Genomic DNA, 23,549 nt, shown 5'->3' with positions numbered 1-23,549 from the left:
CCGAATTTTCTCAACATCACTGCCGCGCAGCTGGAAAAAACGTTTCGCACGAACGTATTCGGCTGCTTTTTCCTAACGAAAGCGGCGCTCCCGCACTTAAAAAACGGAAGCGCCATTATCAACACCGCTTCGGTCACCGCCTACGAAGGAAACGAACAGCTCATCGACTACTCGGCGACAAAAGGCGCAATCGTCGCGTTCACCCGCTCGCTCGCCAAAGCGCTCGTTGGGCAAGGCATCCGCGTCAATGGCGTCGCCCCAGGCCCGATTTGGACGCCGCTCATCCCGTCGACGTTCAAAAGCGAGCAAGTCGCCACATTCGGCGCCAACACCCCGATGAAACGTCCCGGCCAACCGTGCGAAGTCGCTCCGTGCTACGTCTTTTTGGCGAGCGATGAGTCGTCGTATATGACCGGACAAATGCTGCACGTCGACGGCGGAAAATTCGTCAGCGGCTGACCATCGCAGCCGCTGCGGTCAATCCTTTTTGACAAAACTTCGTTATCTTTTCTTACAAAAATATAGAATCATTGTAAAAAAATCGATACGATAAAGCTACGATGTTCCTCCACTTCTTTGCAAGGTGCCCCTCTTCTCTCAGTCCGCCCCGGAATGGGGTGGATTTTTTTTACGTTAAAGGTTCACTAAAGGTAGATCGTTGAACCTAAAAATGCCTCCGCGGCTTCCCCCTCTGTTTTAAGCAGTCAATAGTTCGGGGAATGCCACTGCATGTTTTCTATTCACCATCTCATGTGAAGAGCGTCTCCGCCTCTTGCCCAGCAACCGCTATGTCTCGTTTTTTCTTGCGCACGCAAAGAACAGCCAAAGAAGCGATAACGCCTGGCAGCGCAAAAGCAACAAAGCACATGAAAATGGGGGCTTTCATTCCTAGCAGCGCCCCGCCAAGCGTCGGGCCAACCATTCCTCCTAAGCGACCGACGCCATTGGCCAATCCAACGCCCGTAGAGCGGACATGGGCGGGATAATATTGCGAGACAAATGCATTCAACAAACTTTGCGTCCCCATTGTACAAACACCAGCTACCGCAATGCGGAAACATTCCATACGTACGGAACACCCAGCATTCCAAGCAACATAAAACCATAACCGCATTCAGCTCCTCTCAACGCCAATGCCATGAGCGAAAAGAGGAGCTCTTTTTCATTTCCCTTTTTCAATCTTCAGCCGACGCTGACTGTGCCGCTTGTTTCACCGCCTTCACCTCATAATGTCCGACTTCGACATTGAGGATGTACTCCGGCTTCGCTTCATTTCGTCTCTGTTTATGTCCGGCGATATGAGCGTCGCTTTTCTCCCATTTTTTCCAATGCTCCTCCGATTCCCATGTAATCAAAATGACGACTTCCTCATCACCGCGGCGCGCTTTCTTAACCAAAATTTTCAAATCAACAAACCCCTCTTGCTGTTCGATGATTCCAGGCTTTCGAAACCGCTCAGCCACTTGGTCGGCGAATCCTTCAGCCACTGTGATTTTACGCATTTGCACGAACATAAATCCTCTCCCTTTCTCTGTTGATGATGATGCGATTATTGTTCGCTGCTGTCCTCATCGTTGCGCTGTTCATCGATAGGGGCATCTCCGTCGCGGTTTTGAACTCCCCATATACTGCTCAGTTCTTCGTCATGAATATCAAACGACTGGATGAATTCATTGATCACCATCTCGATTGCTTTCAACTCTCCTGTCAGCACGGGATGAATCGATTGAAGCTCCGGCGATTGCAGTTGCTGTTTCAATGTCTCCCGTTTGACATAAAGCCGTGCTAAAAATTCGAGCGCCCGCCCGCGACGGAACGTTTTGGCGCCGCGATGCGGCCCTTTGTGCATATGCGCGCCTTTCCATGCAGGATGGCCTTCGAATGGATGTCCATGTCCATGAAAAAAATGTCCATGCATGCCGTCATCTTTCCTCCTTCGCCGCTTTCACTCTCGCCACCGTCACACCGTCCCCAATGGGGAGAAACAAGGCATCAAGCGCTGGATGCCGAGCAACGGTCTCATTGAACTGCCTCATAATTTCCCCGCGCCGTCCCAAGGCGCGCGGAGTGCCGATGCCGCTTCCTGCCATGGTGTTGTCCGCTGCGATGATCGCGCCTGGATTGGCGAGGCGGAGGCAATAATCGAGATAATGAACATAGTTTTCTTTGTCCGCATCAATGAAGAAGAAGTCGAAGCGCGAGCCTTGGGCAACAAGCGCTTCAAGGCTTTCCAAGGCTGGTCCAACCATATACACGACTTGGCTGCCGAAACCGGCTTTTTCTAGGTTCTGTTTTGCCAAGCGGGCATAGTCCTCCACAAGCTCAAGCGACGTCAACAACCCGCCCCGCCCAAGCCCGCGCGCGAGACAAACACCGCTGTAGCCTCCAAGCGCTCCGATTTCCAACACGTTTTTGGCGCCGGAGATGGCGACAAGCATCGTCAACAGCTTTCCTGTCGCCGGCGAAACAGAAATCGGCGGAAGGCCGTTTTCCTCCATTGAGCGTCGGATGCTGGCAAGCACTTCATCTTGCGGAGCAAACTGTTCATTCATGTAACGGTTTAATTGCCGAAACAACTCCCATCCTTCATGGCGATCGTGCGGATGCTTCGGTTCCATGCTTTCCCGCCTTCTGATCCTATTCGTATACAATTGTATACAAACATAAACAGAACATCAATGTTTAATCCCCCGACCGCTTATATTTCCATCTCGCCGCCGGGAACATCACTTGAAACCGCGTTCCTTCGCCGAGTTTGCTTTCCACCTTCACCTTGCCATGGTGTTGATCAATAATCCATTTGGCGATCGCCAATCCAAGACCGGCTCCATCCGATTGCGAGCGCGCCTTGTCGCTTTGGTAAAAGCGGTCGAAAATGCGAGGGAGATCTTCAGTTGGAATGCCGATGCCGTCATCTTCAACTTCCACCACGACCGATGAGGAAAAACGATGGCATGCAAGGCGAATGTGTCCGCCTTCCGTCGTATATTTCAAGGCATTGTCAAGCAAAATGACGATCAATTGATGGATGCGTTCACGGTCGCCCACCCACTCAATAGGGATTTGCGCTTCGACGCTCATCGTTTTCTGCTGGTACGAAGCGATCTCGCTGTACTGTTCGCCAATGTCGCGGACCAATTCATCCAGCCGAAACGCTTCTTTTTGCATTTCCAACTGATTCGAGTCTGAACGCGCCAAGGTGAGCAGCTGGGAAACGAGCCGCGACAAGCGGCGGCATTCTTTGGCGATCACAGAAATATCGATGCTTTTCTCTTCAATGGTTGCTTTCGGAGAACGAAAAAGCGCATCCGTTTTTGCCTGAATGACAGAAAGAGGCGTGCGCAATTCATGGGAGGCGTCGGAGACAAATTGCTGCTGTTTTTTCCACGCCGCTTGAATGGGAACGAGCGCCCGGCCAGCCAGAAAATAGCCTGCCGCGATGGCAAACAGAGCGCTCAGCATGCATCCTACTGCAATCATGAACATCAATTCGCCAAGCAGCTCGCGTTCAGAGTTCGTATTGCGCAGCATTTGCACCGTTATCGGGCCAAACGCCGTATTCACTTCAACAGCCAACGTCCGAAAATAGAGATGGCCTACGTTCACCTCATACAGTTCATCAAGCCTTTCTGGGGGAGTGAGCGGCAGCCCGGTGAAAAAAGAAGCGTCGCGGGTCATGCCGACCATTTCTCCTTTCTCGTTCCAGATGACCACCAACAGCCGCGGGTCGCGCAACAGCGGATCATGAAAGAGCGGATCTCCTAACAGCGCATCATCCTTACGCCATGGCCCGCCCTGCCTAATCCGCTCCGCCAATCGTTCAAGCGGAACATCGGCCGCATGGTACAGACGCTCCTGCATATACACGTACAGCACGACGCCAAGCGCGCTAATCACGAAAAACACGACGAGCGAGTTGACGAATGTCAAACGCCAAAGGGTTTTGTGAAACATGGCACATTTTCACTCCTGCTCCCGCACCAGCATGTAGCCGATGCCGCGGACAGTTTGAATATCTGCATGATAGCCAAACGGCTCAAGCTTTTTCCGCAGCTGATGAACGAACACTTCGACAATGGCGATCGTCGTATCAGAGTCAAATCCCCAAATGCGGTCAAAAATTTGTTCCTTCGTTAAAATGACGCCTTGGTTATGAACGAGATATTCCAAAAGCTCGTACTGTTTGCTGGTCAATTTCAGCGGTTGACCGTCAACCACGACTCCTTTTTCTTTGCCAAACAATTCGATGCCGCGGTAGCGGATCGTCTGTTTCGTCGTCAGGGCGCCGCTGCGCCGCAAAAGAGCCCGCAGACGCGCCTTCAGTTCCGGAGACTGAAACGGCTTCACCAAGTAATCGTCTCCGCCAAAATCAAGTCCCTTCACCCGATCTTCAAGCGAGTCTCTCGCCGTCAGAAACAACACCGGCGTTTCGATTCCGTCTTCACGAAGACGACGGACGATGGAAAAACCATCGATGCCGGGAAGCATAACGTCCAAGATGATGGCGTCGTAAATGTTTTGCTGCGCTAAAAACAACCCTTCATCGCCGTCACATGCCCCATCAACCTCAAACTCATCCGCCAGCATCTCGATCATAGCCTCCCGCAAGTCGTGGTGATCCTCGACAACAAGCAGCTTCAACTATCTTCCCTCCTCTTTTTTAACCTATGGCTGTAAGGAACTTCCCTTCGCAGTGAAAGGCAACAGCTAAGCACCATACATGCCGTATCGGGAAAGGAAAAACAAAGCGCCGCATGATGCGAACGCTTTGTTTTTCTTTCTTTTATTCGTAGCGCAACGCTTGAATCGGGTCAAGCTTGGCCGCTTTGTTCGCTGGAAATACGCCAAACACCACTCCGACCAACAAAGAGAACAAAAAGGCGAGCAATGACACGGAAGGGGAATAGGAGATTGTCATCCCCATCACCGACTTCAGCACTTGGCCAACACCAAATCCAAGAACGACGCCAATGGCTCCACCGCATGAGCTGAGCACCACCGCCTCAACAAGAAATTGAAGCAAAATGTGGCGGCGTTTGGCGCCGACCGCTTTGCGGATGCCAATTTCTTTCGTCCGCTCGGACACCGAGACGAGCATGATGTTCATAATCCCGATGCCGCCGACAAGCAACGAGATGCCGGCGATGCCGCCAAGCATCAGCGTCATCGTATCGGCTACGGAACTGACCGTTTCCATCAAATCCTGCTGATTAAAGACGCTGTAGCTGTCTTCATTGTTTGGGAACAAATGGGCAAGAAGCTGTTTTGCTTCCACCATCACGAAGTTGACGTCTGAAGCCTTGTCTGCCTGGATATACACGGTTTGGATGTTCATCGTCTTTGTCAGGCGCTGGGCGGTCGACAGCGGCATCAAAATGACATCGTCCCCGCTTTGTCCAAGAGAACCGCCTTTGGACGCCAAAACGCCGACAACTTTAAACGATGTCCCATCGATTTGCACGTACTGGCCAACCGGATCCCCGAATCCAAACAACGTTTGCGCTATCGTCGCGCCGAGCACGACGATTTTTTGCCTGTACTCGATATCGATGTCTGATAAAAATCGGCCGCTGCTCACATTGACATCGCGAACCGCTTCATACGAAGCTGTCGTGCCGATTAACGATACTTGCGCTGAAGCAGTCCCTTGTTTGACATTCACTCTCCCAGACACGATAGGAGCGATGTCCTTTACACCGGAAAGTTCGCGAAACTTGTTCATGTCTTCAACCGTCAGCTTTACTTCATCGCTGTTCATGACGTTGACCGTCAATAAATTCGTTCCGAGCTGATTGATTTGGCTTGTCACTTGCTCACTTGAGCCTCGACCGATGGAGACGAGCACGATGACGGACGATACGCCGATGATCATGCCCAACATCGTCAAAAAGGAGCGCAACTTGTTGCCGCGAATGCTGCGCCACGCCATTTTAATGGATGGAAGAAGCCCCAACGAACTCACCTCTTTCTTCCAACAACTCGCCATCTTGAATGCGGACGATCCGCTTCGCTTCTCTGGCGACTTCCCAATCATGGGTGATGAGTACGATCGTATGCCCTTGCTCATTGAGCTGCTTCATGATGTGCATAATCTCTTTGCTTGTTTTGCTGTCAAGCGCGCCGGTCGGCTCGTCAGCGAGCAAAATCGGCGGATGGCCGACAAGAGCGCGGGCAATGGCGACGCGCTGTTGTTGGCCGCCTGACAGCTGGTTGGGCAAATGGTGGACTCGCTCCTGCAGCCCCACTTTTTCAAGGCATTCATAGGCAATGGCTCGCCTTTCTTTCACCTTCACTCCCCGATAAATGAGGGGAAGCTCAACGTTTTCCAGCGCCGTCAGTTTGGATAGAAGATTGAAATTTTGAAATACAAATCCGATTTTTTGATTGCGAATGACGGCGAGTTCATCCTCTTTCATCGTTCTGACTTCCTTCCCGTCGAGCCGGTAGCTGCCGGAATCCGGGCGATCAAGGCAGCCGATCATATTCATCAACGTCGACTTGCCCGAACCAGAGGGACCGACAATCGCAACAAAATCCCCTCGTTTGACTTGCAATGAAACCCCGCGCAGCACATGCACCGTTTCTCCTCCTAAACGGTACGCTTTCGTCATCCCTTGAATATCAATCATCAACATACGATTCTCCTCCTTCCTCTCATGGCTGGCCACCTGTCCGACGGTTCATTCCGCCTCCTGGCATGCCGCCCATCCCTGGCATCCCGCCCATCATTCTTTCTTGCCGCCCTGGATTATTCGTACTGGAGGAAGTAGAAACGCTCGGCAGCTTCACGATTTGCCCTTCGCTCAATCCATCGGTAATTTCAATGTTGTCTTCATTGCTAATGCCGGTTTTCACCGTTTGGCGCACAGCCGTGCTGCTCCCGTCCGCCGACTGTTGGACGACAAGCACAAACTTTTCATCATTCATCGTGTGAACCGCTTCGATTGGAACATACAACACATTATCTTTCTTTTCGACTAAAATGCTTACTTCCGCTGTCATGCCGATTTTCACATTCGTCGGTTTATCGATGTGCACCGTCACATCGAAAGTCGACACACCGTTCGAAACCGTCCCTTCTTTGGCGATGGAGGTGACCTTTCCGGTATATGTCGCCTCAGGAAAAGCGTTGATCTTAATCGCAGCGGTTTGTCCGACCTTCACTTTTGGAATATCAAGCTCATCCACTTGCACTTTTACTTGCAAATCGCTGTAATTGGTGAGATGGGCGACGACTTGTCCGTCATTGACGCGGTCTCCTTCTTCCACGTCGAGCGAGGTGATCGTTCCAGCTGCTGGCGCTTCAATCGGATCGCTGCCATCAGTAAATGTAATGAGGTCTTCCCCCTTCGTCACGGTTTCCCCTTCGGAAACGAGCACTTCATCCACTTCTTTGCTGCCGTCAGCTTGAATGTCCGTGCTCGTTACGGACTCAACCGTTCCCGATCCACTCACTTTCACTTCCAACGTTCCTTTTTGCACTGAAGCGGTCGCCGTCTGAGCCATGGCGGGCTCGCTTTTGGCCTGCGTGAAGTACCATGCACCGCCGGCGCCGGCTGCAGCCACAATCGCGACCAACGCGATGATCCATTTTTTCACTTCGCATTCCCCTTTCTCCATTTCAAATAAGCATCGACACTCCGATTATCCAAAGGGTTGCTTAATTTTCCCTTAATTTTTTCGTTTCTTCCTTCCAAACCTGAACATACGCTGTCCACAATACTTTTGCATGGTGACCAAAATGAAAATATGATCATGCTCGAAAACAAAAAACGCCCGCCAATACGACGGACGTCTCTTTGCCAACACCGCTTCTTTCTAACGCTGTGCACACGACCCACGCTCCACGAGCCGGTGCGGGATGATGATGCGTTTGATCGGTTCATTCGGGTTGGTGATTTTCTCAATTAAACTTTTCGCCGCTTCGTAGCCGAGCTGAAAAATGCCGATGTCAACCGACGTGAGCGGCGGACGCGACATTTCGGCGAGCAGCGTGTTGTTGAAGCTGACGATCGAAACATCTTCCGGGACGCCAAGCCCCATTTCATCAAGCGTTTTCAAGATGCCGAGCGCCATGAGATCATCGGCGACGACAAGCCCGGTCGGCGGCTCAGGCAACGAAAGAAGCTCCTTCATCGCCTCTTGGCCGCCTTCCTGCAAAAATTCTGCATGGACGACGTATTCCGGCCGGTACGGAAGCCCCGCCTCCTGCAAGGCCGCGGCGTAGCCGGTTTGGCGGTCGACGGTCACCAAATATTGCGGATTGCCGCCGACAAACGCGATGCGTTCGTGCCCGCGGGCGATCAACCAGTTTGCCGCATCTTTCCCCGCCTGGACGTTGTCGTTGTCGACATGGGTCACTTGTTCCGCTTTTTGGTGCGGTTTGCCGATGACGACGAACGGAAAGCCATGCTTTAACAAGTACTTCATGAGCTTATCGTTTTGCCGCGAGTAAAGCAAAATAACGCCGTCGACGCGCCGTCCTTGCAGCATCTCCACGACTCGCTCGTAAATGTCGTTCTCTTTCTCTCCGGTCGACATTTGCAAAGCATATCGCTTTTCATGGGCGGCTTTGCTGATGCCGCGGATGACTTCCGGGAAAAACGGGTTTTGCAGCGCTTGGTCGGCGGAGCTCGGCATGACGATGCCGATCACTTGCGTCATTTGGCTCGCGAGGCTGCGGGCGATAAAGTTCGGATGATAGCCGAGCTCTTTCATCGCCTCGCGCACCCGCTGCTTCGTCTTCTCGCTGATGCGCGGGCTGTCGGCGATGACGCGCGAGACGGTTGACGGCGCAACGTTCGCGCGTTTCGCCACATCTTTAATCGTAACGGTCATAAGGTCCCTCCTTTCCCTCTATTCCGGCATCCGCTTCGCCCGTTTTTTCACCAAATACAAAAACAAAAGAAACAATACGTAAACCGATACGATGGCGGCGATAAACGGAACGTTGATCCCAGTTTTTTCCCGCAGCTTGTACACTTCCGCCGTTTCGCGGTCGAGCACAAGATCGTATCCGTCGCCATCGCCGCGGACGAGATCGTCCAATAAAAAGCCGCGCAGTTCCTTGTTTTTTGGCAACTGGTCGTTCGTTAGGTGAACGTGCTGCGTTTCGCCCGTGTTGTTGATGGCGATAACCGTTGTTTCATCTTCATATTGCCGTTTCCACACCGCCATGCCGTCTTTTTCATACAGGAGCGTAAAATCGCCGCGCCGCAAAGACGGCAGCTGTTGGCGGAGCGGGCCGATTTTTTTTAAGTAATCGATGATCTCCGGATCGGCGCGGAAATCCATCAAGCGGCGGTTGTCCGGGTCTTCGCCGCCGTTCATGGCGATTTCCGTTCCGTAATACATGATCGGGATGCCGGGGGCGGTGAACAAATACGTCATCGCCAGCTTGATGCGTGAAATCGGATTGTTGCGGTTGTCAATCGAAAGTTTCGTAAACCGCACGGTATCGTGATTGTCCAAAAACGTCCCGAGCAAGTACGGGCGGTCGTAAAACGTTTTGTTGTATTCCCAGACGTCATACAACGGCCGGAGCGATGCATCGCGCCTAGCAAGCGACTGCTTCACCGCGCCATACAGCGGATAATCGACAAAACCGTCGATGCCGTATTGGCCGTACTCGGCAATATAGCGCGGATCGTCGCTCCACACTTCGCCAAGAAGGAAAAAGTCTTGTTTCACCGATTTCACTTCTTTGGCGAACTCCTGCCAAAATGATTTTGGCACATGGCGCACCGTATCGAGGCGATAGCCGTCAATGTCCGTTTCTTTGATCCACCATTTGGCCGCATCGATTAAATATTTCTTGACTTCTGGATTTTCCTGCGCTAAATCCGGCAGCCCATACACCCATCCGTTTTCTAGTTGTGTTTGATCATTCCAGTCGAAAATCTCTTTTTTCGGATGGAACCAATCTTTTTTCGCCGGGTCGCGAAGCCATGGATGGTCGTAGCCGACATGGTTGGCGACAAAGTCCAAGATGACTTTCATATGGCGCTTGTGCGCTTCTTTGACAAGCGTCTTCAAATCATCCAGCGTGCCGAAATGCGGATCGACGCGATAAAAATCTTTGATCCAATACCCGTGGTATCCGCCCGGCATGTTTTCGAAAATCGGCGTCAGCCAAATGGCCGTAAATCCCATCTCCTTGATGTAATCGAGTTTCGCCGTCACCCCTTTCAAGTCGCCGCCGAAATACCCTTTCGGATCGTTGACATTGACGCCCTTGTCATTCGTCGGATCCATATTGTTAAACCGGTCGACCATAATGAAATAAATCGCTTCATCTTGCCACGTCCGTTCTTCTTTCTCCGCCGCCTGCACCGGCCAGGCATAAAAAAGAAGGAACGGAAGGACGAGCATCATAAAGAGCCGGTTCCCCATTTCCATTCCTCCCTTCCCGATTCATTTGCTCATTCGGAAACGGGTAAGCCCACTATTTATGATAGCGGTTCTTACCCTTTTGTGCCACCGGCCGTTAAGCCGGAAATCAAATACCGCTGCAGGAACAAAAAGACGATGGCAATCGGGGCGGCGATCAAAATCGAGCCGGCGGCAAAGCGGGTGAAGTTGTTCGCAAACCGGTCGCTGATGAAGTTAAACAGCCCGACCGCCAATGTAAATTTGTCCGGGTCGCGCAACACGATCGACGGCAGCAAAAAGTCGGTGAACGGCGCCATAAAGTTGAACAACGCGACAACGGCCAAAATCGGCTTGGCCAAAGGCAGCATAATGCGGAAAAAGACGCCGAAATGCCCGGCGCCGTCGATGCGCGCCGCCTCATCCAGCTCGCGCGGAATCGTATCAAAGTAGCCTTTGACCAGCCAGGCGTTAAACGGAATTTGTCCGCCTACATAAATGAGAATGAGCCCCCACAGCGAATCGAGCAAATGGAGCATATTGAGCAAAATATAGATCGCCACCATCGCCATGAGCGACGGAAACATTTGGAGCACTAAAAACAAATACAGCCCTGTTTTCCGCCCGACGAATTGGTAGCGCGAAAACGCATAGGCGATGAGCGCGGTAAACAAGACGGACAACACCGCATTGGCCGCCGCGACAAACAAGCTGTTTTTATACCAAAGCAAATAATCGCTGTTCGGACTGGTAAACAACCACTTATAGTGCTCAAACGACCACTTCTCCGGGATGAGCGACGCCGAATACAGGCTCGTTCCTGGATTGAGCGACATACTGATCGTCCAAAGGAGCGGATAGGCGATGACGACAAACATGAAGGCGATAAACAAATAAATGAGCGCTACTTCCACGCGCGATTTCCATTTGCGGTTCATCAAATGTTCCCCTCCTCTTTAAAGGAACGGGTGCGCCGGAACTGGTAAATGGCAAACCCGCTGACGATCAAGCCGATGATGAGCGAAATCGCCGCCGCCATGTTGTAGTTGTTCGTCGTGAACGTCAAATCGTACACCCATGAAATGAGGATGTCCGTTCCACCGGCGTTTTGCCCGCGCACCGCAGGCCCCCCGTCGTTGAACAAATAGATGATGTTAAAGTTGTTGAAGTTGCCGGCGTATTGCATAATCAACAGCGGTGCGGTCGCATACAGGACGTGCGGCAGCGTGATCGATTTGAACTTTTGCCAGCGCGTCGCCCCGTCGATGTCGGCCGCTTCGTACCAGTCGCGGGAAATGCTTTGCAAAACGCCGGTAAACAGCGCAAAGACGAACGGAAAGCCAAGCCACGTCTGAATCAAAATGAGCGCGACTTTCGTCCAAAACGGGTCGGTCATCCATGGGATCGACAATCCGAACAAACTCAACACTTCACGGTTGATGGCGCCGAATTTGTCGTTAAACATCGCCGCAAACACTAAAATTGTAACAAACGCCGGCACGGCCCACGGCAAAATGAGCACCGTGCGGATGAAACGCTTGAACTTGATGCGCGGGTCGTTGACAAGAAGCGCCAACAACAGGCCAAGAGCGATTTGCGCCGTCGTCGCCACCACGGTCCAAACGATCGTCCAGGCGAGGACGCTGAAAAACGTGCTTTTCCAAATCGGAATCGACACTAAGTTTTTGAAATTTTCCAATCCAACCCAGTTCAATAAATGCCGCGGCGGCGAGTGGTACAAGTTGTAGTCGGTAAAGGCGAGCGACACCATAAACAACAGCGGCAGCACGACGATAAACAACAGCATCACAAGCCCGGGCGTGACAAAGATGTACGGAAATCCTTTATCCCAAGCGTTGCGGCACGATTCCCACAGCGACGGAAACGGTTCGCCCCTTTGCCGGCGGCGGGCGTCGTTGCGTGCATCAATGATGTTCGCAATATGCAGGGCGGCGGCAAATGCGATGATGATGACCGACATCAACCCTTGAATCAACAGAAAAATCGAATGATCCAACATCGGGATTTCGCCAAGCGTCACAAGCCCCCACAGCCCGATGTTTAAAAAGTTGTAAAACGTCAGCAAAAACGAAGCTTCAATAATGATGAACAAGATGCCTTTGACATACCGGCGGTTGTACAACTGCCCAAGGCCGGCAAACAACAAAGACAGCGCCATCGCCACCGCCGGCCGATGGCGGACGTTTGCTTCCGGCATTCCAATCCCCCCTATCATATGGATAAGAATAGTGGATAGGGCTGATCCTATCCACCACGACATCACTCGTTATTTTCCAGCGCCGCTGGCGGCGATTTTATCTTGAATCGTTTTCACTGCCTCACCGAGCACCGCTTTCGGGTTGTCGCCTTTCGCGATAAATTGCAACGCATTGCCCATCGGCTCCCACACTTGCGACATTTCCGGCACGTTCGGCATCGGCTCGCCGTATTGGATTTGCTCCGCAAAACCGGCGATCAGCGGGTCGTTCGTAATTTTCTCATTCGTCAACGCTTTTTCGTTCGCCGGCATTTCGCCCGCCACTTCATAGTAATGAAGCGAATTTTCTTCGTTCGTGACAAACTTCATGAAGTCGACCGCCCATTCTTTGTTTTGCGAATAGGCGGAGAGCATCCATGTTTTTACGCCGACGAACGATTTCGGATGCTCGCCGTTGTCCAAAACCGGCAGCGGCGCTGTCGCCAATTTGTCGCCCAACGCTTCTTTATACGACGCGATGTTCCATGGTCCGGTGATGGCAACGGCCACATTTCCTTTCGTAAACAGCCCGTTCATAATATCGCCGGTGATTTCTTTCGGAATGTAGCCGTTTTTAAACCACGATTGGACGAGCTCGGCTCCTTTGACGGCTCCATCATTCGCGAGCCCAATGTCGCTTATGTCGTATTTGCCGTTTTCATTTTTAAACACATAGCCGCCATAGCCGGCGAAGAACGGATAAACGAAATAGAAATTCGCCGCTTCCATTAAAAAGCCGTATTGGTCTTTGGCCGCATTCGTTTTTTCCTTGGCGATCTTCATCAAGTCATCCATCGTTTTCGGCGCTTCCGGCACTAAATTTTTATTGTAGAACACGCCGTATGTTTCAACGACCATCGGCACGCCATACGTCTTTCCGTCATAGGTGACCGCGTTGATGGCCGTCGGACTGTACTCGCCTTTCGCATCGCCAAGGTCGACTGGATCGGCCAATCCTTGCAGCACAATGTCGCCGATGCGGTCATGCGGCTGGTAGAACACATCCGGCCCTTTGCCAGCCGGTCCGTCGAGCGCTAGTTTTTTCGTTTGATCGAGCATGTTGACCCCAACCATCTCGATTTTGATTCCGGTTTTTTCTGTGTACTTTTGGAAAATATCTTTTAATGCTTGTTTCTGCTTTTCGTCGTCGTTCACCCAAACGACCAGTTTGTCCGGTTTTTCCGCCTTTTCGGTCGTTCCTTGACTTTCTTTCGGCTGTTGAACGTCCCGTTTCGGTCCGCAGGCAGCGAGCACGCCCACGAGCAGCACAGCCATGAGAAACAAAGACAATGTTTTCTTCATGCTCTCCCTCCTCTTTTGATCGACTCTTTTTCAGTGCAACCATAGCGAAATCGTTTGCGCATTAAAATCGCAATCACTCCAATGAAAACGATTGCACCTTTCAACTCTATTATATCGTCTATTTTTCATTTTACAAGCTTATTTTCTATGAAATTTGACTTTTTTTTTTCATTGGCGTACGCTTTGTTTAACGGAAGTCTATCATGCAAACGATTGCTTTTACCCAAATTGGATTCAAGAGGGGGAACGATGATGCAAAAAGAAGCCATTCACCACCGCCCGACTGACAACTTCGCCTATGCCTATGATGGCGAAACGCTTCATCTTCGGCTTCGGACAAAAAAAGATGATGTTGATCGGGTGGAGCTGTTGCACGGCGACCCGTACGAGTGGCAAGACGGCGCCTGGCAGTTTCAAACGATGCCGATGCAGAAAACGGGAAGCGACGAACGATTTGACTATTGGTTCGCCGAGGTCAGACCGCCATATCGGCGGCTGCGCTATGGGTTTGTGCTTCGAGCTGGGGGCGAACAACTGGTCTATACGGAAAAAGGATTTTACCATGAAGCTCCGAGTGACGACACCGCTTACTACTTTTGCTTTCCCTTTCTTCATCGGGTCGACCTGTTCCAAGCGCCGGGCTGGGTAAAAGACACCGTATGGTATCAAATTTTCCCTGAGCGGTTCGCCAACGGCAACCCGGCCATCAGTCCGGAAGGAGCGCGGCCGTGGGGAAGCGAAGACCCGACGCCGACAAGTTTTTTTGGGGGGGATTTGCAAGGAATTATCGACCATCTCGATTACTTGGCTGACCTTGGCATCACCGGCCTTTACTTGACGCCGATTTTCCGCGCGCCGTCGAACCATAAATACGACACCGCTGATTATTTTGAAATCGACCCGCACTTTGGGGACAAAGAGACGTTGAAAACACTTGTCAAGCGCTGCCATGAAAAAGGGATCCGCGTCATGCTCGATGCAGTCTTCAACCATTGCGGCTATGAGTTTGCCCCGTTTCAAGATGTGCTGAAAAACGGCGCAGCCTCTCGGTATAAAGATTGGTTCCATATTCGCGAGTTTCCGCTCCAAACCGAGCCGCGCCCGAACTACGACACATTTGCGTTCGTGCCGCACATGCCGAAACTCAACACCGCTCATCCGGAAGTGAAGCGCTACTTGCTTGATGTCGCGACATACTGGATTCGCGAGTTTGATATTGACGGCTGGCGGCTCGATGTGGCGAACGAAATCGATCATCAATTTTGGCGCGAATTCCGGCAGGCAGTGAAGGCGCTAAAGCCCGATGTGTACATTCTCGGCGAGATTTGGCATGACGCCATGCCTTGGCTGCGCGGCGACCAGTTTGACGCCGTCATGAACTACCCGTTCACGGACGGGGCGCTTCGCTTTTTCGCGAAAGAGGAAATCAGCGCCCGCCAGTTTGCCGATATCATGATCCGACTTCTTCATTCGTATCCGAAACAGGTGAACGAAGCGGCATTCAACTTGCTTGGCAGCCATGATACACCAAGGCTGCTTACGATTTGCGGCGGCGACGTCCGCAAAGCGAAGTTGTTGTTTTTGTTCCAGCTGACGTTCACCGGTTCGCCGTGCATTTACTATGGCGATGAGATCGGCATGACGGGCGGAAACGATCCGGAGTGCCGGAAATGTATGGTGTGGGATCCGGAGCACCAAAACCGCGAACTGTTGGCGCATGTCAAGCGGCTGATTGCGCTAAGGAAGCAGCACCGGGCGCTCCGGCGCGGAGATGTCTCCTTTCTTTCCGCCGACGACAACCCTAACCATCTCGTGTATGAAAAAATTGACGGCGCTGAAACCGTGCTCGTCATCATCAACCGAAGCAATGATGCCGCCGACATTCCGCTCCCGCTCGACCTTCGCGGAAAATGGCTTGTTGACCTCTTGACCGGAGAGCGGTTTGCGGCCGAGGCGGAAACGCTTTGCGCCTCTTTGCCTCCGTATGGGTTTGTGCTCTATAAAGTTGAAAGCTGGTAAGATGGCGCAGCCATGTGTTGCTTTGATCACAAACCGGTGCAGCGGTTCGCTGCGCCGGTTTTATGTACGCCTAGCCATGCGCCGGTATTCGGTCGGGGTCATCCCTTCCATCTTTTTGAATACACGCGAAAAATACGCGCCATCATCAATGCCGACCCGCTTGGCAACCGCCTCGACTGTTTCATTCGTTTCCGCAAGCCATTGCTTGGCTTTCGACAGGCGGTAATACGTCAAATAACGGCTAAATCCCATGCCCATCGTTTTTTGCATACAGCGGGTGATGTAATCGGGATGAAAACGGAGCCCTTTCGCAAGCATTTCGAGCGTAATCGGCTCGTTGAAATGTCGTTCGATGTACGCCACCGCCGCCGCACTGACTTGTTCCGCTGCACTTGGGACGGACAGCTCCTGCTTTTGCAAGTGCCAAAGAAATTCCACAAACAAAAGCAGCTGTCGGAGCGGCCGGTCCATATCCCGCTCCACGTTCGGCTCGACAAGTTGGGCGAGCAGCTGTTCGGCGCGCTCCCGTTGTTTCAGCTCCCCATATTGACGGATCGAAAGCCGGTATTGGATTGGCTCAGTGTACGTCGCCTCTTTTTCCATCACCGTTTGCCGGCTCGCCGGGCAGTCCGGAGCAACCGTGTAGTCCGGCAGCAAAAAGTGCAGCCAAACAAGCTCCGTTTTCTCTTCACACGGGCGGTGTCCGTAATGTTCGCGGCCGGGGATCAACAGCAAATATTGCCCGCTGCCGATGGCAAACTCGCGCCCGTTTTCCGTCATATACAAACAGCCTTGTTTCACATACAGCAAGTCAAATACGGTAAACGTGCGGCGAAAATGCCGTTTTCCTTTTGGAAATACGCTTTCCGCCCCTTTAATAAACACCGGCAGCGGTGGCAGCGAAAACGTAACATAATGCATTGTCCCCTCTCTCCTTGTCGGAAATGTGCAAGTGAAATCGCTTCTTTCTCTTTCCATTATGCAGCAAACTAGCTAAACTGAGTATATCGTTCAAGTCGGAATTTGAAAAAGGAGTTGTCTCAATATGCGCCAAGAGGCAAAAACATGGTCACTGTTCTCGTTAACGTGGCCGATTTTTATTGAAACGTTGCTTTATATGGTCATGGGCAACGCTGATACACTTATGCTCAGCCAGTACTCGGATCATGCGGTCGCCGCCGTCGGGGTGGCGAACCAAATCATCGCGTTAACGATCGTGCTGTTCAACTTCGTTGCCTTGGCGACCGCCGTACTTGTCGCCCAATACTTAGGCGCCCGGCGGGAGCAAGAAGCCATTGACGTGTCGCGCGTATCCCTTGCCGCCAATTTGCTGTTTGGGTTGCTGCTAAGCGCCGTTCTCGCCGCGTTTAGCCGGCCGATTTTGCGGCTGATGGGGCTGCCGGCTGAGCTGTTTGACGAGGGGAGCAGCTATTTGGCGATTGTCGGCGGGTTTTTGTTCATCCAAGCGCTGATGATGACGGTCGGCGCCATCTTAAAAAGCTACGGCTTTACACGTGATACGATGTATGTCACGATCGGCATGAATGTACTCAATGTCATCGGAAACTACTTCCTTATTTTCGGCTCATTTGCTCTTCCTCCTCTTGGGGCGGAAGGAGCTGCTATTTCAACAGCAGCCAGCCGGTTGGCCGGCTTTGTTGTGCTCGTTGCCTTATTGCGCAAACGAACAGGTATTGCACTCGCGCCGCGTGCCTTTTGCGCCCTGCCGTTTCGCCACTTTCGTTCGCTATTGAAAATCGGTGTGCCGTCAGCCGGCGAGCACCTTTCCTACAATACAGCGCAAATGGTGATCACCTATTTGATTACGTGGCTGGGCGCCGAGGCGCTAACGGTACGAGTGTATACGCAAAACATTATGATGTTCGTCTTTTTGTTCGGCATCGCCATCAGCCAAGGGACGCAAATCCTTGTCGGCCATTTTGTTGGCGCCGGGCGGTATGAGGAAGCGTACGCCCGTTGTTTAAAAAGTTTGTACAGCGCCATTGGCATGTCCGTGTTGCTTGCTACAGCCGCCTATTGGTTCGCCGAACCGCTGCTCTCCTTCTTTACTGATGACGCGTCGATGATTGGGCTTGGGCGCAAACTGTTGCTTTTAACCATCATCCTTGAGCCGGGGCGGTCGTTTAATCTCGTCATCATCGGCTCGTTGCGGGCAGCCGGAGATGTGCAATTTCCGGTCTATATGGGCATTTTGTCGATGTGGGGCGTCGGGGTCACAGTGGCATACATCTTCGGCATTGCCCTTGGGTTTGGCCTTGTCGGCATTTGGCTGTCGTTCATCGCTGATGAATGGCTGCGCGGACTGTTGATGCTTCGGCGCTGGCGGTCGCGCGTCTGGATGAAAAAGACGGTGGCGCCGCAAGCGAAAATGGCATGAAGCCTCCCGCCACGAAAATAAGAGCTGCGCATCAGCGCAGCTCTTATTCTTTAATATGAATGCCGTAATGGTCAAACCAAACGTGCACTTGGCCAAGGTAGGCAAGCAGTTGCGGACCGGTCATCAGCTGTCCAAACCAAGGCACCTCGAATGACTTCCCTTCCGATTCAACGAGCGCCGTCAACTTTTCCGCGTCAAAAAACTCGTGTAAAATCGAAGAACGGTCGCGAAGCAGCTGTTCAAGCCATTGCTTCACCAGCTTCGTATACAATGGATGATGCGTTTTCGGGTACGGGCTTTTTTTCCGATAGAGCACCTCCTCCGGAAGCAGCCCTTCCAACGCCTTGCGCAAAATGCCTTTTTCGCGGCCGCCGTACATTTTCATTTCCCAAGGGATATTCCAGACATATTCCACAACCCGATGATCGGCAAACGGCACACGCACTTCCAAGCTCGCTCCCATGCTCATCCGGTCTTTCCGGTCAAGCAGTGTCGTCATAAACCAAATCATATTTAAGTAAAACAGCTCACGCCGCTTCGCTGCTTCCGCACTTTCCCCTTCCAGGCGCGGCACTTCGGCAATCGTCTGTTCATAGCGCATTTGCACGTAATCGTCGAGGCGGAGCTTTTGCCGCCATTCTTCCTTTAACAACCCGATGCGCGCCTCAATCGAGCGCATCCATGGAAATCCTTTGCGCGCCAAATCGTCCGGGCGATGAAACCATGGGTAGCCGCCAAAAATCTCATCGGCGCATTCTCCAGACAAACTGACGACAAACTGCTCGCGAATTTGTTTGCAAAACCAAAGAAGCGACGAATCGACATCAGCCATGCCCGGAACGTCGCGGACGATGACGGCTTCATGCAAATGGCGGAACAGTTCTTCTTGCGTGATCACGCAGCGATGATGAACCGTTTGAAATTGGTTTGACACCTGTTCGATAAATGGTGCATCGGTGTTTGGCTGAAAATCGTTTGCCCGGAAATACTGATCGTTTCCTTCATAATCGATCGAGTACGTATGAAGCGGCCCTTTTCCAGCTGTCGCAAAGGCATTGGCGGCAATCGCCGTAATGGCGCTCGAATCGACCCCGCCAGAAAGGAAGGTGCAGACCGGCACATCGGAAATGAGTTGGCGCGTGACCGCATCCGTCAATAGAAAGCGCAGCTTTTCGACCGTTTCCTCGAATGAATCGCGATGGACGTCGCTTTCGACATTCCAATACCGCCAAATGCGAAGCCCGTTGCGTGAGAAAGTCAACGCGTGCGCGGGGCGCAATTCTTGGATGCCGCAAAACACACCGTGCCCCGGCGTGCGCGACGGCCCCAGCCCGAATACTTCCGCCAAGCCTTCATAATTGACTTCCGCTTTCACATCCGGATGGGCCAAAATCGCCTTGATCTCAGATCCGAACAAAAGCTCCTTGGCATCTTGGCGATAAAACAGCGGTTTGACCCCGAGCCGGTCGCGCGCCATAAATAGCTGCTCCCGTTCTTCATCCCAAACGGCAAAGGCAAAAATGCCGTTGAGCCAGTCAACACATTGTTCTTTCCATTCGATATAAGCGGCGAGCAGCACTTCCGTATCGGAGTGGCCGTCAAACCGGTAACCTTTATGCAACAGCTCCTTCCGGATGTCTTCCGTATTGTACAGCTCGCCATTGTAAACGATTGTGTAACGCCGTCCGTTTTTGTTCCGGATCATCGGTTGTTTGCCGCCAGCCGGGTCAACCACAACGAGCCGCTTATGCCCGAACGCGGCATGGACGTCAAGCCATGTATTTGTATCATCCGGCCCGCGTTTCGCGAGCGTCTCTGTCATCTCGGCAATCGTTTTCCGCTCACGGCGCAAATCGCGCCCGAAATGCACCCAGCCAGTAATGCCACACATACGAACCAATCCTTTCCTTATCAAAATGACAGGCAACTGTTCTTCGCCGAACTGTTCGCATTGTTCTTTGGATCGCCCGTTCTTTTTTCTTGCGGATCTCGTGGGCTGCCGCCATTTTCCCCAAGGCGCTAGCCCTCCCCGCATCGGCATGATTCCATTTTATGCACCACGGGTCATTTCGATGAATTGTCCGATGTCAACAATAACGTGAATAAACGGACGAAAAGGTGGAAAAAAAGAGAAGTACAAGGAGGATGAGAGACATTGAATATTGAAGAGCGCCTGCAGTGCATTGCTGAACAGCCGCGGGCTTACGTGCAAGGAACAGCGGAGTTTGTCAACAATGAATGGGTGTTTTTTGATGAGGAAGCAGAGGAAGCGGCGTTAGTCGAGGAGATGGCCCAGCAAGGGATTGAACTGTTCCGCTATGGGCATTGGCTGTCCGGACGGTGGCAGGAAAACGGCACGATCGCGACCGACCTCGGCATCTTCCCCCTCACTGACGGCGACCGCATCCGCTTCCGCAAACAGCTGACATACGCGTACCGGCAATGGCTTGCCTCGCTTCCCAATCCGTCCTTTTTTCAATACGTCCAATGGCTGAACCATCTTGGGTTTTCGCTTTACGACTGCCTGTACTGCTACAACGGCTTATTGTTTGCCAAATCATCCGGCGTCAATTTTATGATCTATGACAATACAGAGCAAATCGCCAGCGTCCATCATTACTATGAACGCGGGCCGATGCCGGCCGACCGATTTGAAATAACATTCAACAGCGGCGAACGGGCGATTTGCGCCCAAATAGGCTGAGGACAAAAGCGGCCGGGCGGGTTCCCGCTGTTGACCGAACGTCTCCGCCTCGTGCCACAGGCTGCCGCCTCCTTTTTTCAAGGCGGTGGGCAAGCATCTTTACAACTGATTCATCTGGCGTCCGGTCATGTATGCGGCAATCTCCTCAGCGACAAGCGGCGGGCAGAGCGCATATCCTTGGGCATAACTGCATTGCAAATCGCGAAGCCGCTCGAGCTGCTCCAATGCCTCGACTCCCTCGGCGATCGTTTCCAGTCCGAGCCCGCGTCCCATGGTGATGATTGCTTTGACAATGGCGGCGTCGGACGCATTTGTATGGAGACGTTCGATAAACGCCCGGTCAATCTTCAAAATCGTCGCCGGCAGCTGCTTTAAATAATGAAACGAAGAATACCCGCTGCCGAAATCGTCGACGGCGATGCCGACGCCAAGCCGCTTCAACTCATCCAAAGTGCGCATCGTGCTCGATAGATGACGGAGCATGGAATGTTCAGTCAGTTCAAGACGCAAACATGATGGCAACAAATTCGACTGCTTGAGCGCTTGCTTCACGTCGTCAACGAACCGTTCGTGCTGAAATTGCACAGCAGAAACGTTGACGAAAATGGCTAGTTTATCGTTTCCTGTCTCCCTTTGCCATTGCTTTGTCTGCCGGCAAGCGGTTTGCAGCACCCAACGGCCGATTTCATGAATCAAGCCCGTCTCTTCCGCCAACGGAATAAACTCGTCCGGACGCACAAGCCCAAGCTTCGGATTCCGCCAACGGACCAGCGCTTCCGTCGCGATGACCGCGCCGGTATGTACGTCGACAATCGGCTGGTAGCAGAGGAACAGTTCGTTTTCCTCGATCGCCTTTCGCAAATAGCCGTCCATTTCAAGCCGGTGCATCATTTCGGCATTCATTTCGGGGCAGTAGCGCTCCACGCGATTGCCCCCGCCTTTTTTCGCCATATTGACCGCCATATCAGCGTGCCGAAGCAGTGCATGTTCGTCCTCTCCATCATCTGGAAACATCGCTAGACCAACGCTTGCTGTAACGAAAAATTCCTTTCCGTCGTACACAATCGGCCGCGCCACTTCGCGCACGATGCGGAGCGCCGCTTCCGTCGCCGCCTGGGCCTCTGTTTTGAGCGGAAAAAGCAAGCAAAACTTGTCGCCATGAAATCGGCCAAGCTCCGCACTAGGCGGCAAGACGCGGCGAATGCGCTCGACAAGCTGGCGCAAAATGTCATCTCCGGCGTAATGGCCGACGCTGTCGTTAATCCATTTAAACCGGTCCAAATCGATCAAAGCAACCGCTATCGTTCGCTGCTTCTGCTTGGCTTTATCCAGCTGTTTGGAAAACAATTCCATCCACTTTGTCCGGTTGGGCAAGTTCGTATCGATGTCGTAATATGCTAAATAAGAGATTTTCTCTTCCGCCTTTTTTTGCTCGGTAATGTTGCGTCCAATTCCGTAAATGCCGACCTTTTTGCCATCCACAATGATGGGAATGTTTTTCATTTGAAACAAAAGCCGTTCTCCCGATTTCGTCGGAATTTCCAAGTTATACGTTTGGATATTCCCCCGCAGCGCTCGGTAAAAATAGCGGGTGACGCGGGGAACATCATTCGGATGAATATACTTGAGCGAATTCGTATACAAAATCTCTTCCTTTTTGTAACCAAGCACTTGTTCAAAGGCAGGATTGACGCTTGTCAAACGGCCGTGCAAATCTGTGGAATAGACAATGTCCGTGTTATGTTCAAACAACGATTTGTAGCGTTGCTCTGACATTTGCAGGCGAACATGCAGGCGCCCCATATCGCGTGAGGACGTGGACATGAGCTGGGCGAGCGTCATGATTCCTTCCTGTAAATTAGCACATTATTTCGGAACCCCTTTTTCAAATTATTTCAGACGGATTCCGAAATAATGTGCAAAATTTTTGTGAATTATTTCGGATTTTGCAGTTTATTTCAGAACGTTTGCACATTCTTTCGGATGGCGTTTTCCAGTTCCTGATCCGGTGAATGAAACAGAAAAACAAAAAAGGGAAAAACGGGACGCCAAAGGGGCCGATTTCGGCCCCTTTCGTGCTAATACCCCATTTCCTCTGCGGCCATGCGCACCACATCCTCGTCAATGACGTCCTTTTTCAGCTGATGCCCGTACAGCAGGCAAGTCGTGGCCAACGTGTTGATGACCCGGGGCCATCCCCGCGACTGCAGGGCAATCGCCTCTAACGCCGATGGGGTGAAGATCGGATGCTTCGCCCCGGCCTGTTTCATCCGATGCTCGATGTAGCCCGCCACCTCCTCCTTCTCGAGCGGCCCCATCCGGCATCGCATGATGATCCGTTGGTCAAGCGGACGGTGCTGATTGAGCCGCAGCTTTCCCTGTAAATGGGGCAGCCCAGCCAACATCAAGACAAATGGGTTGGTCGAATCCATCTCAAAGTTGAACAAGATCGCAATGTCTTGTAAAAAGGCATCTTTGGCCAAATGCATCTCGTCCAAAAT

The 23,549-nt window shown here is 52.2% G+C and carries 20 protein-coding genes and 2 pseudogenes; 4 read left to right on the top strand and 18 right to left on the bottom strand.

Annotated elements, in window-relative coordinates; translation table 11 throughout:
- On the top strand, nt 1-459 hold a 459-nt coding region (locus DI44_RS12620), incomplete at its 5' end, for an SDR family oxidoreductase (RefSeq protein WP_033024835.1).
- 289 nt (nt 460-748) lie between these two features.
- On the opposite strand, the gene DI44_RS12625 is transcribed toward DI44_RS12620, so the two are convergent.
- The 14 genes from DI44_RS12625 to DI44_RS12690 all read right to left on the bottom strand — a co-directional run bounded on the left by DI44_RS12625 (nt 749) and on the right by DI44_RS12690 (nt 13,927).
- Nucleotides 749-1,012: a hypothetical protein gene (locus DI44_RS12625; protein ID WP_157832552.1), complete on the bottom strand. Its 264-nt coding sequence runs from the start codon at nt 1,010-1,012 to the stop codon at nt 749-751.
- A gap of 163 nt (nt 1,013-1,175) precedes the next feature.
- Nucleotides 1,176-1,514: an antibiotic biosynthesis monooxygenase gene (locus DI44_RS12630; protein ID WP_013146175.1), complete on the bottom strand. Its 339-nt coding sequence runs from the start codon at nt 1,512-1,514 to the stop codon at nt 1,176-1,178.
- A gap of 35 nt (nt 1,515-1,549) precedes the next feature.
- A complete protein-coding gene (locus tag DI44_RS12635) occupies nt 1,550-1,849 on the bottom strand; it encodes a hypothetical protein (protein WP_020279345.1) in 300 nt (99 codons plus the stop codon).
- Between the two features lie 73 nt (nt 1,850-1,922).
- Nucleotides 1,923-2,618 (bottom strand): O-methyltransferase, encoded by a 696-nt coding sequence (locus tag DI44_RS12640; protein WP_013146177.1) that lies wholly within the window; start codon nt 2,616-2,618, stop codon nt 1,923-1,925.
- Nucleotides 2,619-2,682: 64 nt separating this feature from the next.
- Nucleotides 2,683-3,954 carry a HAMP domain-containing sensor histidine kinase gene (locus tag DI44_RS12645; RefSeq protein ID WP_033024833.1) on the bottom strand — a complete coding sequence of 424 codons (1,272 nt, stop codon included), beginning with the start codon at nt 3,952-3,954 and terminating at the stop codon, nt 2,683-2,685.
- 9 nt (nt 3,955-3,963) lie between these two features.
- A complete protein-coding gene (locus tag DI44_RS12650; RefSeq protein WP_020755058.1) occupies nt 3,964-4,641 on the bottom strand; it encodes a response regulator transcription factor in 678 nt (225 codons plus the stop codon).
- Nucleotides 4,642-4,783: 142 nt separating this feature from the next.
- Entirely contained in the window at nt 4,784-5,953 is a 1,170-nt protein-coding gene (locus tag DI44_RS12655; RefSeq protein ID WP_241766365.1) for an ABC transporter permease, read from the bottom strand.
- On the bottom strand, nt 5,931-6,635 hold the full coding sequence (locus DI44_RS12660) for an ABC transporter ATP-binding protein (RefSeq protein ID WP_033024831.1): 705 nt from the start codon (nt 6,633-6,635) through the stop codon (nt 5,931-5,933). The genes DI44_RS12655 and DI44_RS12660 overlap by 23 nt, the downstream gene beginning before the upstream one ends.
- Nucleotides 6,636-6,654: 19 nt before the next feature.
- Nucleotides 6,655-7,599, bottom strand: coding sequence for an efflux RND transporter periplasmic adaptor subunit (locus DI44_RS12665; protein WP_013146182.1), 945 nt, complete (start codon nt 7,597-7,599; stop codon nt 6,655-6,657).
- Between the two features lie 219 nt (nt 7,600-7,818).
- Nucleotides 7,819-8,838: a LacI family DNA-binding transcriptional regulator gene (locus tag DI44_RS12670; RefSeq protein WP_013146183.1), complete on the bottom strand. Its 1,020-nt coding sequence runs from the start codon at nt 8,836-8,838 to the stop codon at nt 7,819-7,821.
- Between the two features lie 18 nt (nt 8,839-8,856).
- Nucleotides 8,857-10,392 (bottom strand): alpha-amylase family glycosyl hydrolase, encoded by a 1,536-nt coding sequence (locus DI44_RS12675; protein WP_033024829.1) that lies wholly within the window; start codon nt 10,390-10,392, stop codon nt 8,857-8,859.
- A 71-nt stretch (nt 10,393-10,463) separates the two neighbouring features.
- Entirely contained in the window at nt 10,464-11,306 is an 843-nt protein-coding gene (locus DI44_RS12680) for a sugar ABC transporter permease (RefSeq protein ID WP_033024828.1), read from the bottom strand.
- Complete coding sequence (locus tag DI44_RS12685; protein ID WP_033024827.1) at nt 11,306-12,586, bottom strand: sugar ABC transporter permease; 1,281 nt, start codon at nt 12,584-12,586, stop codon at nt 11,306-11,308. The genes DI44_RS12680 and DI44_RS12685 overlap by 1 nt, the downstream gene beginning before the upstream one ends.
- A gap of 69 nt (nt 12,587-12,655) precedes the next feature.
- The gene (locus tag DI44_RS12690) at nt 12,656-13,927 is read right to left on the bottom strand and encodes an extracellular solute-binding protein (protein WP_013146187.1); all 1,272 of its coding nucleotides are present in this window, start codon (nt 13,925-13,927) and stop codon (nt 12,656-12,658) included.
- A gap of 252 nt (nt 13,928-14,179) precedes the next feature.
- Between DI44_RS12690 and DI44_RS12695 the strand changes: the two genes are divergently transcribed.
- Nucleotides 14,180-15,946 carry an alpha-glycosidase gene (locus DI44_RS12695; protein ID WP_033024826.1) on the top strand — a complete coding sequence of 589 codons (1,767 nt, stop codon included), beginning with the start codon at nt 14,180-14,182 and terminating at the stop codon, nt 15,944-15,946.
- A 60-nt stretch (nt 15,947-16,006) separates the two neighbouring features.
- Here the strand turns inward: DI44_RS12695 and DI44_RS12700 are convergent, their stop codons facing one another.
- On the bottom strand, nt 16,007-16,867 hold the full coding sequence (locus tag DI44_RS12700; RefSeq protein ID WP_011230205.1) for an AraC family transcriptional regulator: 861 nt from the start codon (nt 16,865-16,867) through the stop codon (nt 16,007-16,009).
- A gap of 124 nt (nt 16,868-16,991) precedes the next feature.
- Between DI44_RS12700 and DI44_RS12705 the strand changes: the two genes are divergently transcribed.
- A complete protein-coding gene (locus DI44_RS12705; protein WP_033024825.1) occupies nt 16,992-18,344 on the top strand; it encodes an MATE family efflux transporter in 1,353 nt (450 codons plus the stop codon).
- A gap of 43 nt (nt 18,345-18,387) precedes the next feature.
- Here the strand turns inward: DI44_RS12705 and asnB are convergent, their stop codons facing one another.
- Nucleotides 18,388-20,235, bottom strand: a complete 1,848-nt coding sequence (gene asnB / locus DI44_RS12710) for an asparagine synthase (glutamine-hydrolyzing) (RefSeq protein ID WP_033024824.1) — start codon at nt 20,233-20,235, stop codon at nt 18,388-18,390.
- A 264-nt stretch (nt 20,236-20,499) separates the two neighbouring features.
- On the opposite strand from asnB, the gene DI44_RS12715 reads away from it, so the two are divergent.
- Nucleotides 20,500-21,048 carry a DUF2777 domain-containing protein gene (locus tag DI44_RS12715; protein WP_033024823.1) on the top strand — a complete coding sequence of 183 codons (549 nt, stop codon included), beginning with the start codon at nt 20,500-20,502 and terminating at the stop codon, nt 21,046-21,048.
- A gap of 99 nt (nt 21,049-21,147) precedes the next feature.
- Here the strand turns inward: DI44_RS12715 and DI44_RS12720 are convergent.
- A pseudogene (locus DI44_RS12720) lies at nt 21,148-22,899 on the bottom strand (EAL domain-containing protein); the annotation flags it as partial.
- Nucleotides 22,900-23,126: 227 nt separating this feature from the next.
- Nucleotides 23,127-23,549, bottom strand: a pseudogene (locus tag DI44_RS19365) (AAA family ATPase); the annotation flags it as partial.

The sequence above is a fragment of the Geobacillus sp. CAMR5420 genome (assembly GCF_000691465.1).
GTDB classification, from domain to species: domain Bacteria; phylum Bacillota; class Bacilli; order Bacillales; family Anoxybacillaceae; genus Geobacillus; species Geobacillus thermoleovorans.
The sequence above is the reverse complement of the archived record's forward strand: the minus strand, read 5'-3'. Positions and strand labels throughout refer to the sequence as shown.

Excerpts from the sequence above, each read along its gene's own strand:
- DI44_RS12690 (WP_013146187.1), bottom strand. The coding sequence starts at position 13,927 with ATGAAGAAAACATTGTCTTTGTTTCTCATGGCTGTGCTGCTCGTGGGC.
- DI44_RS12705 (WP_033024825.1), top strand. The coding sequence starts at position 16,992 with ATGCGCCAAGAGGCAAAAACATGGTCACTGTTCTCGTTAACGTGGCCG.
- DI44_RS12700 (WP_011230205.1), bottom strand. The coding sequence starts at position 16,867 with ATGCATTATGTTACGTTTTCGCTGCCACCGCTGCCGGTGTTTATTAAA.
- DI44_RS12680 (WP_033024828.1), bottom strand. The coding sequence starts at position 11,306 with ATGAACCGCAAATGGAAATCGCGCGTGGAAGTAGCGCTCATTTATTTG.
- DI44_RS12660 (WP_033024831.1), bottom strand. The coding sequence starts at position 6,635 with ATGTTGATGATTGATATTCAAGGGATGACGAAAGCGTACCGTTTAGGA.
- DI44_RS12685 (WP_033024827.1), bottom strand. The coding sequence starts at position 12,586 with ATGCCGGAAGCAAACGTCCGCCATCGGCCGGCGGTGGCGATGGCGCTG.
- DI44_RS12675 (WP_033024829.1), bottom strand. The coding sequence starts at position 10,392 with ATGGGGAACCGGCTCTTTATGATGCTCGTCCTTCCGTTCCTTCTTTTT.
- DI44_RS12630 (WP_013146175.1), bottom strand. The coding sequence starts at position 1,514 with ATGTTCGTGCAAATGCGTAAAATCACAGTGGCTGAAGGATTCGCCGAC.
- asnB (WP_033024824.1), bottom strand. The coding sequence starts at position 20,235 with ATGTGTGGCATTACTGGCTGGGTGCATTTCGGGCGCGATTTGCGCCGT.
- DI44_RS12645 (WP_033024833.1), bottom strand. The coding sequence starts at position 3,954 with ATGTTTCACAAAACCCTTTGGCGTTTGACATTCGTCAACTCGCTCGTC.
- DI44_RS12670 (WP_013146183.1), bottom strand. The coding sequence starts at position 8,838 with ATGACCGTTACGATTAAAGATGTGGCGAAACGCGCGAACGTTGCGCCG.
- DI44_RS12640 (WP_013146177.1), bottom strand. The coding sequence starts at position 2,618 with ATGGAACCGAAGCATCCGCACGATCGCCATGAAGGATGGGAGTTGTTT.
- DI44_RS12695 (WP_033024826.1), top strand. The coding sequence starts at position 14,180 with ATGCAAAAAGAAGCCATTCACCACCGCCCGACTGACAACTTCGCCTAT.
- DI44_RS12635 (WP_020279345.1), bottom strand. The coding sequence starts at position 1,849 with ATGCACAAAGGGCCGCATCGCGGCGCCAAAACGTTCCGTCGCGGGCGG.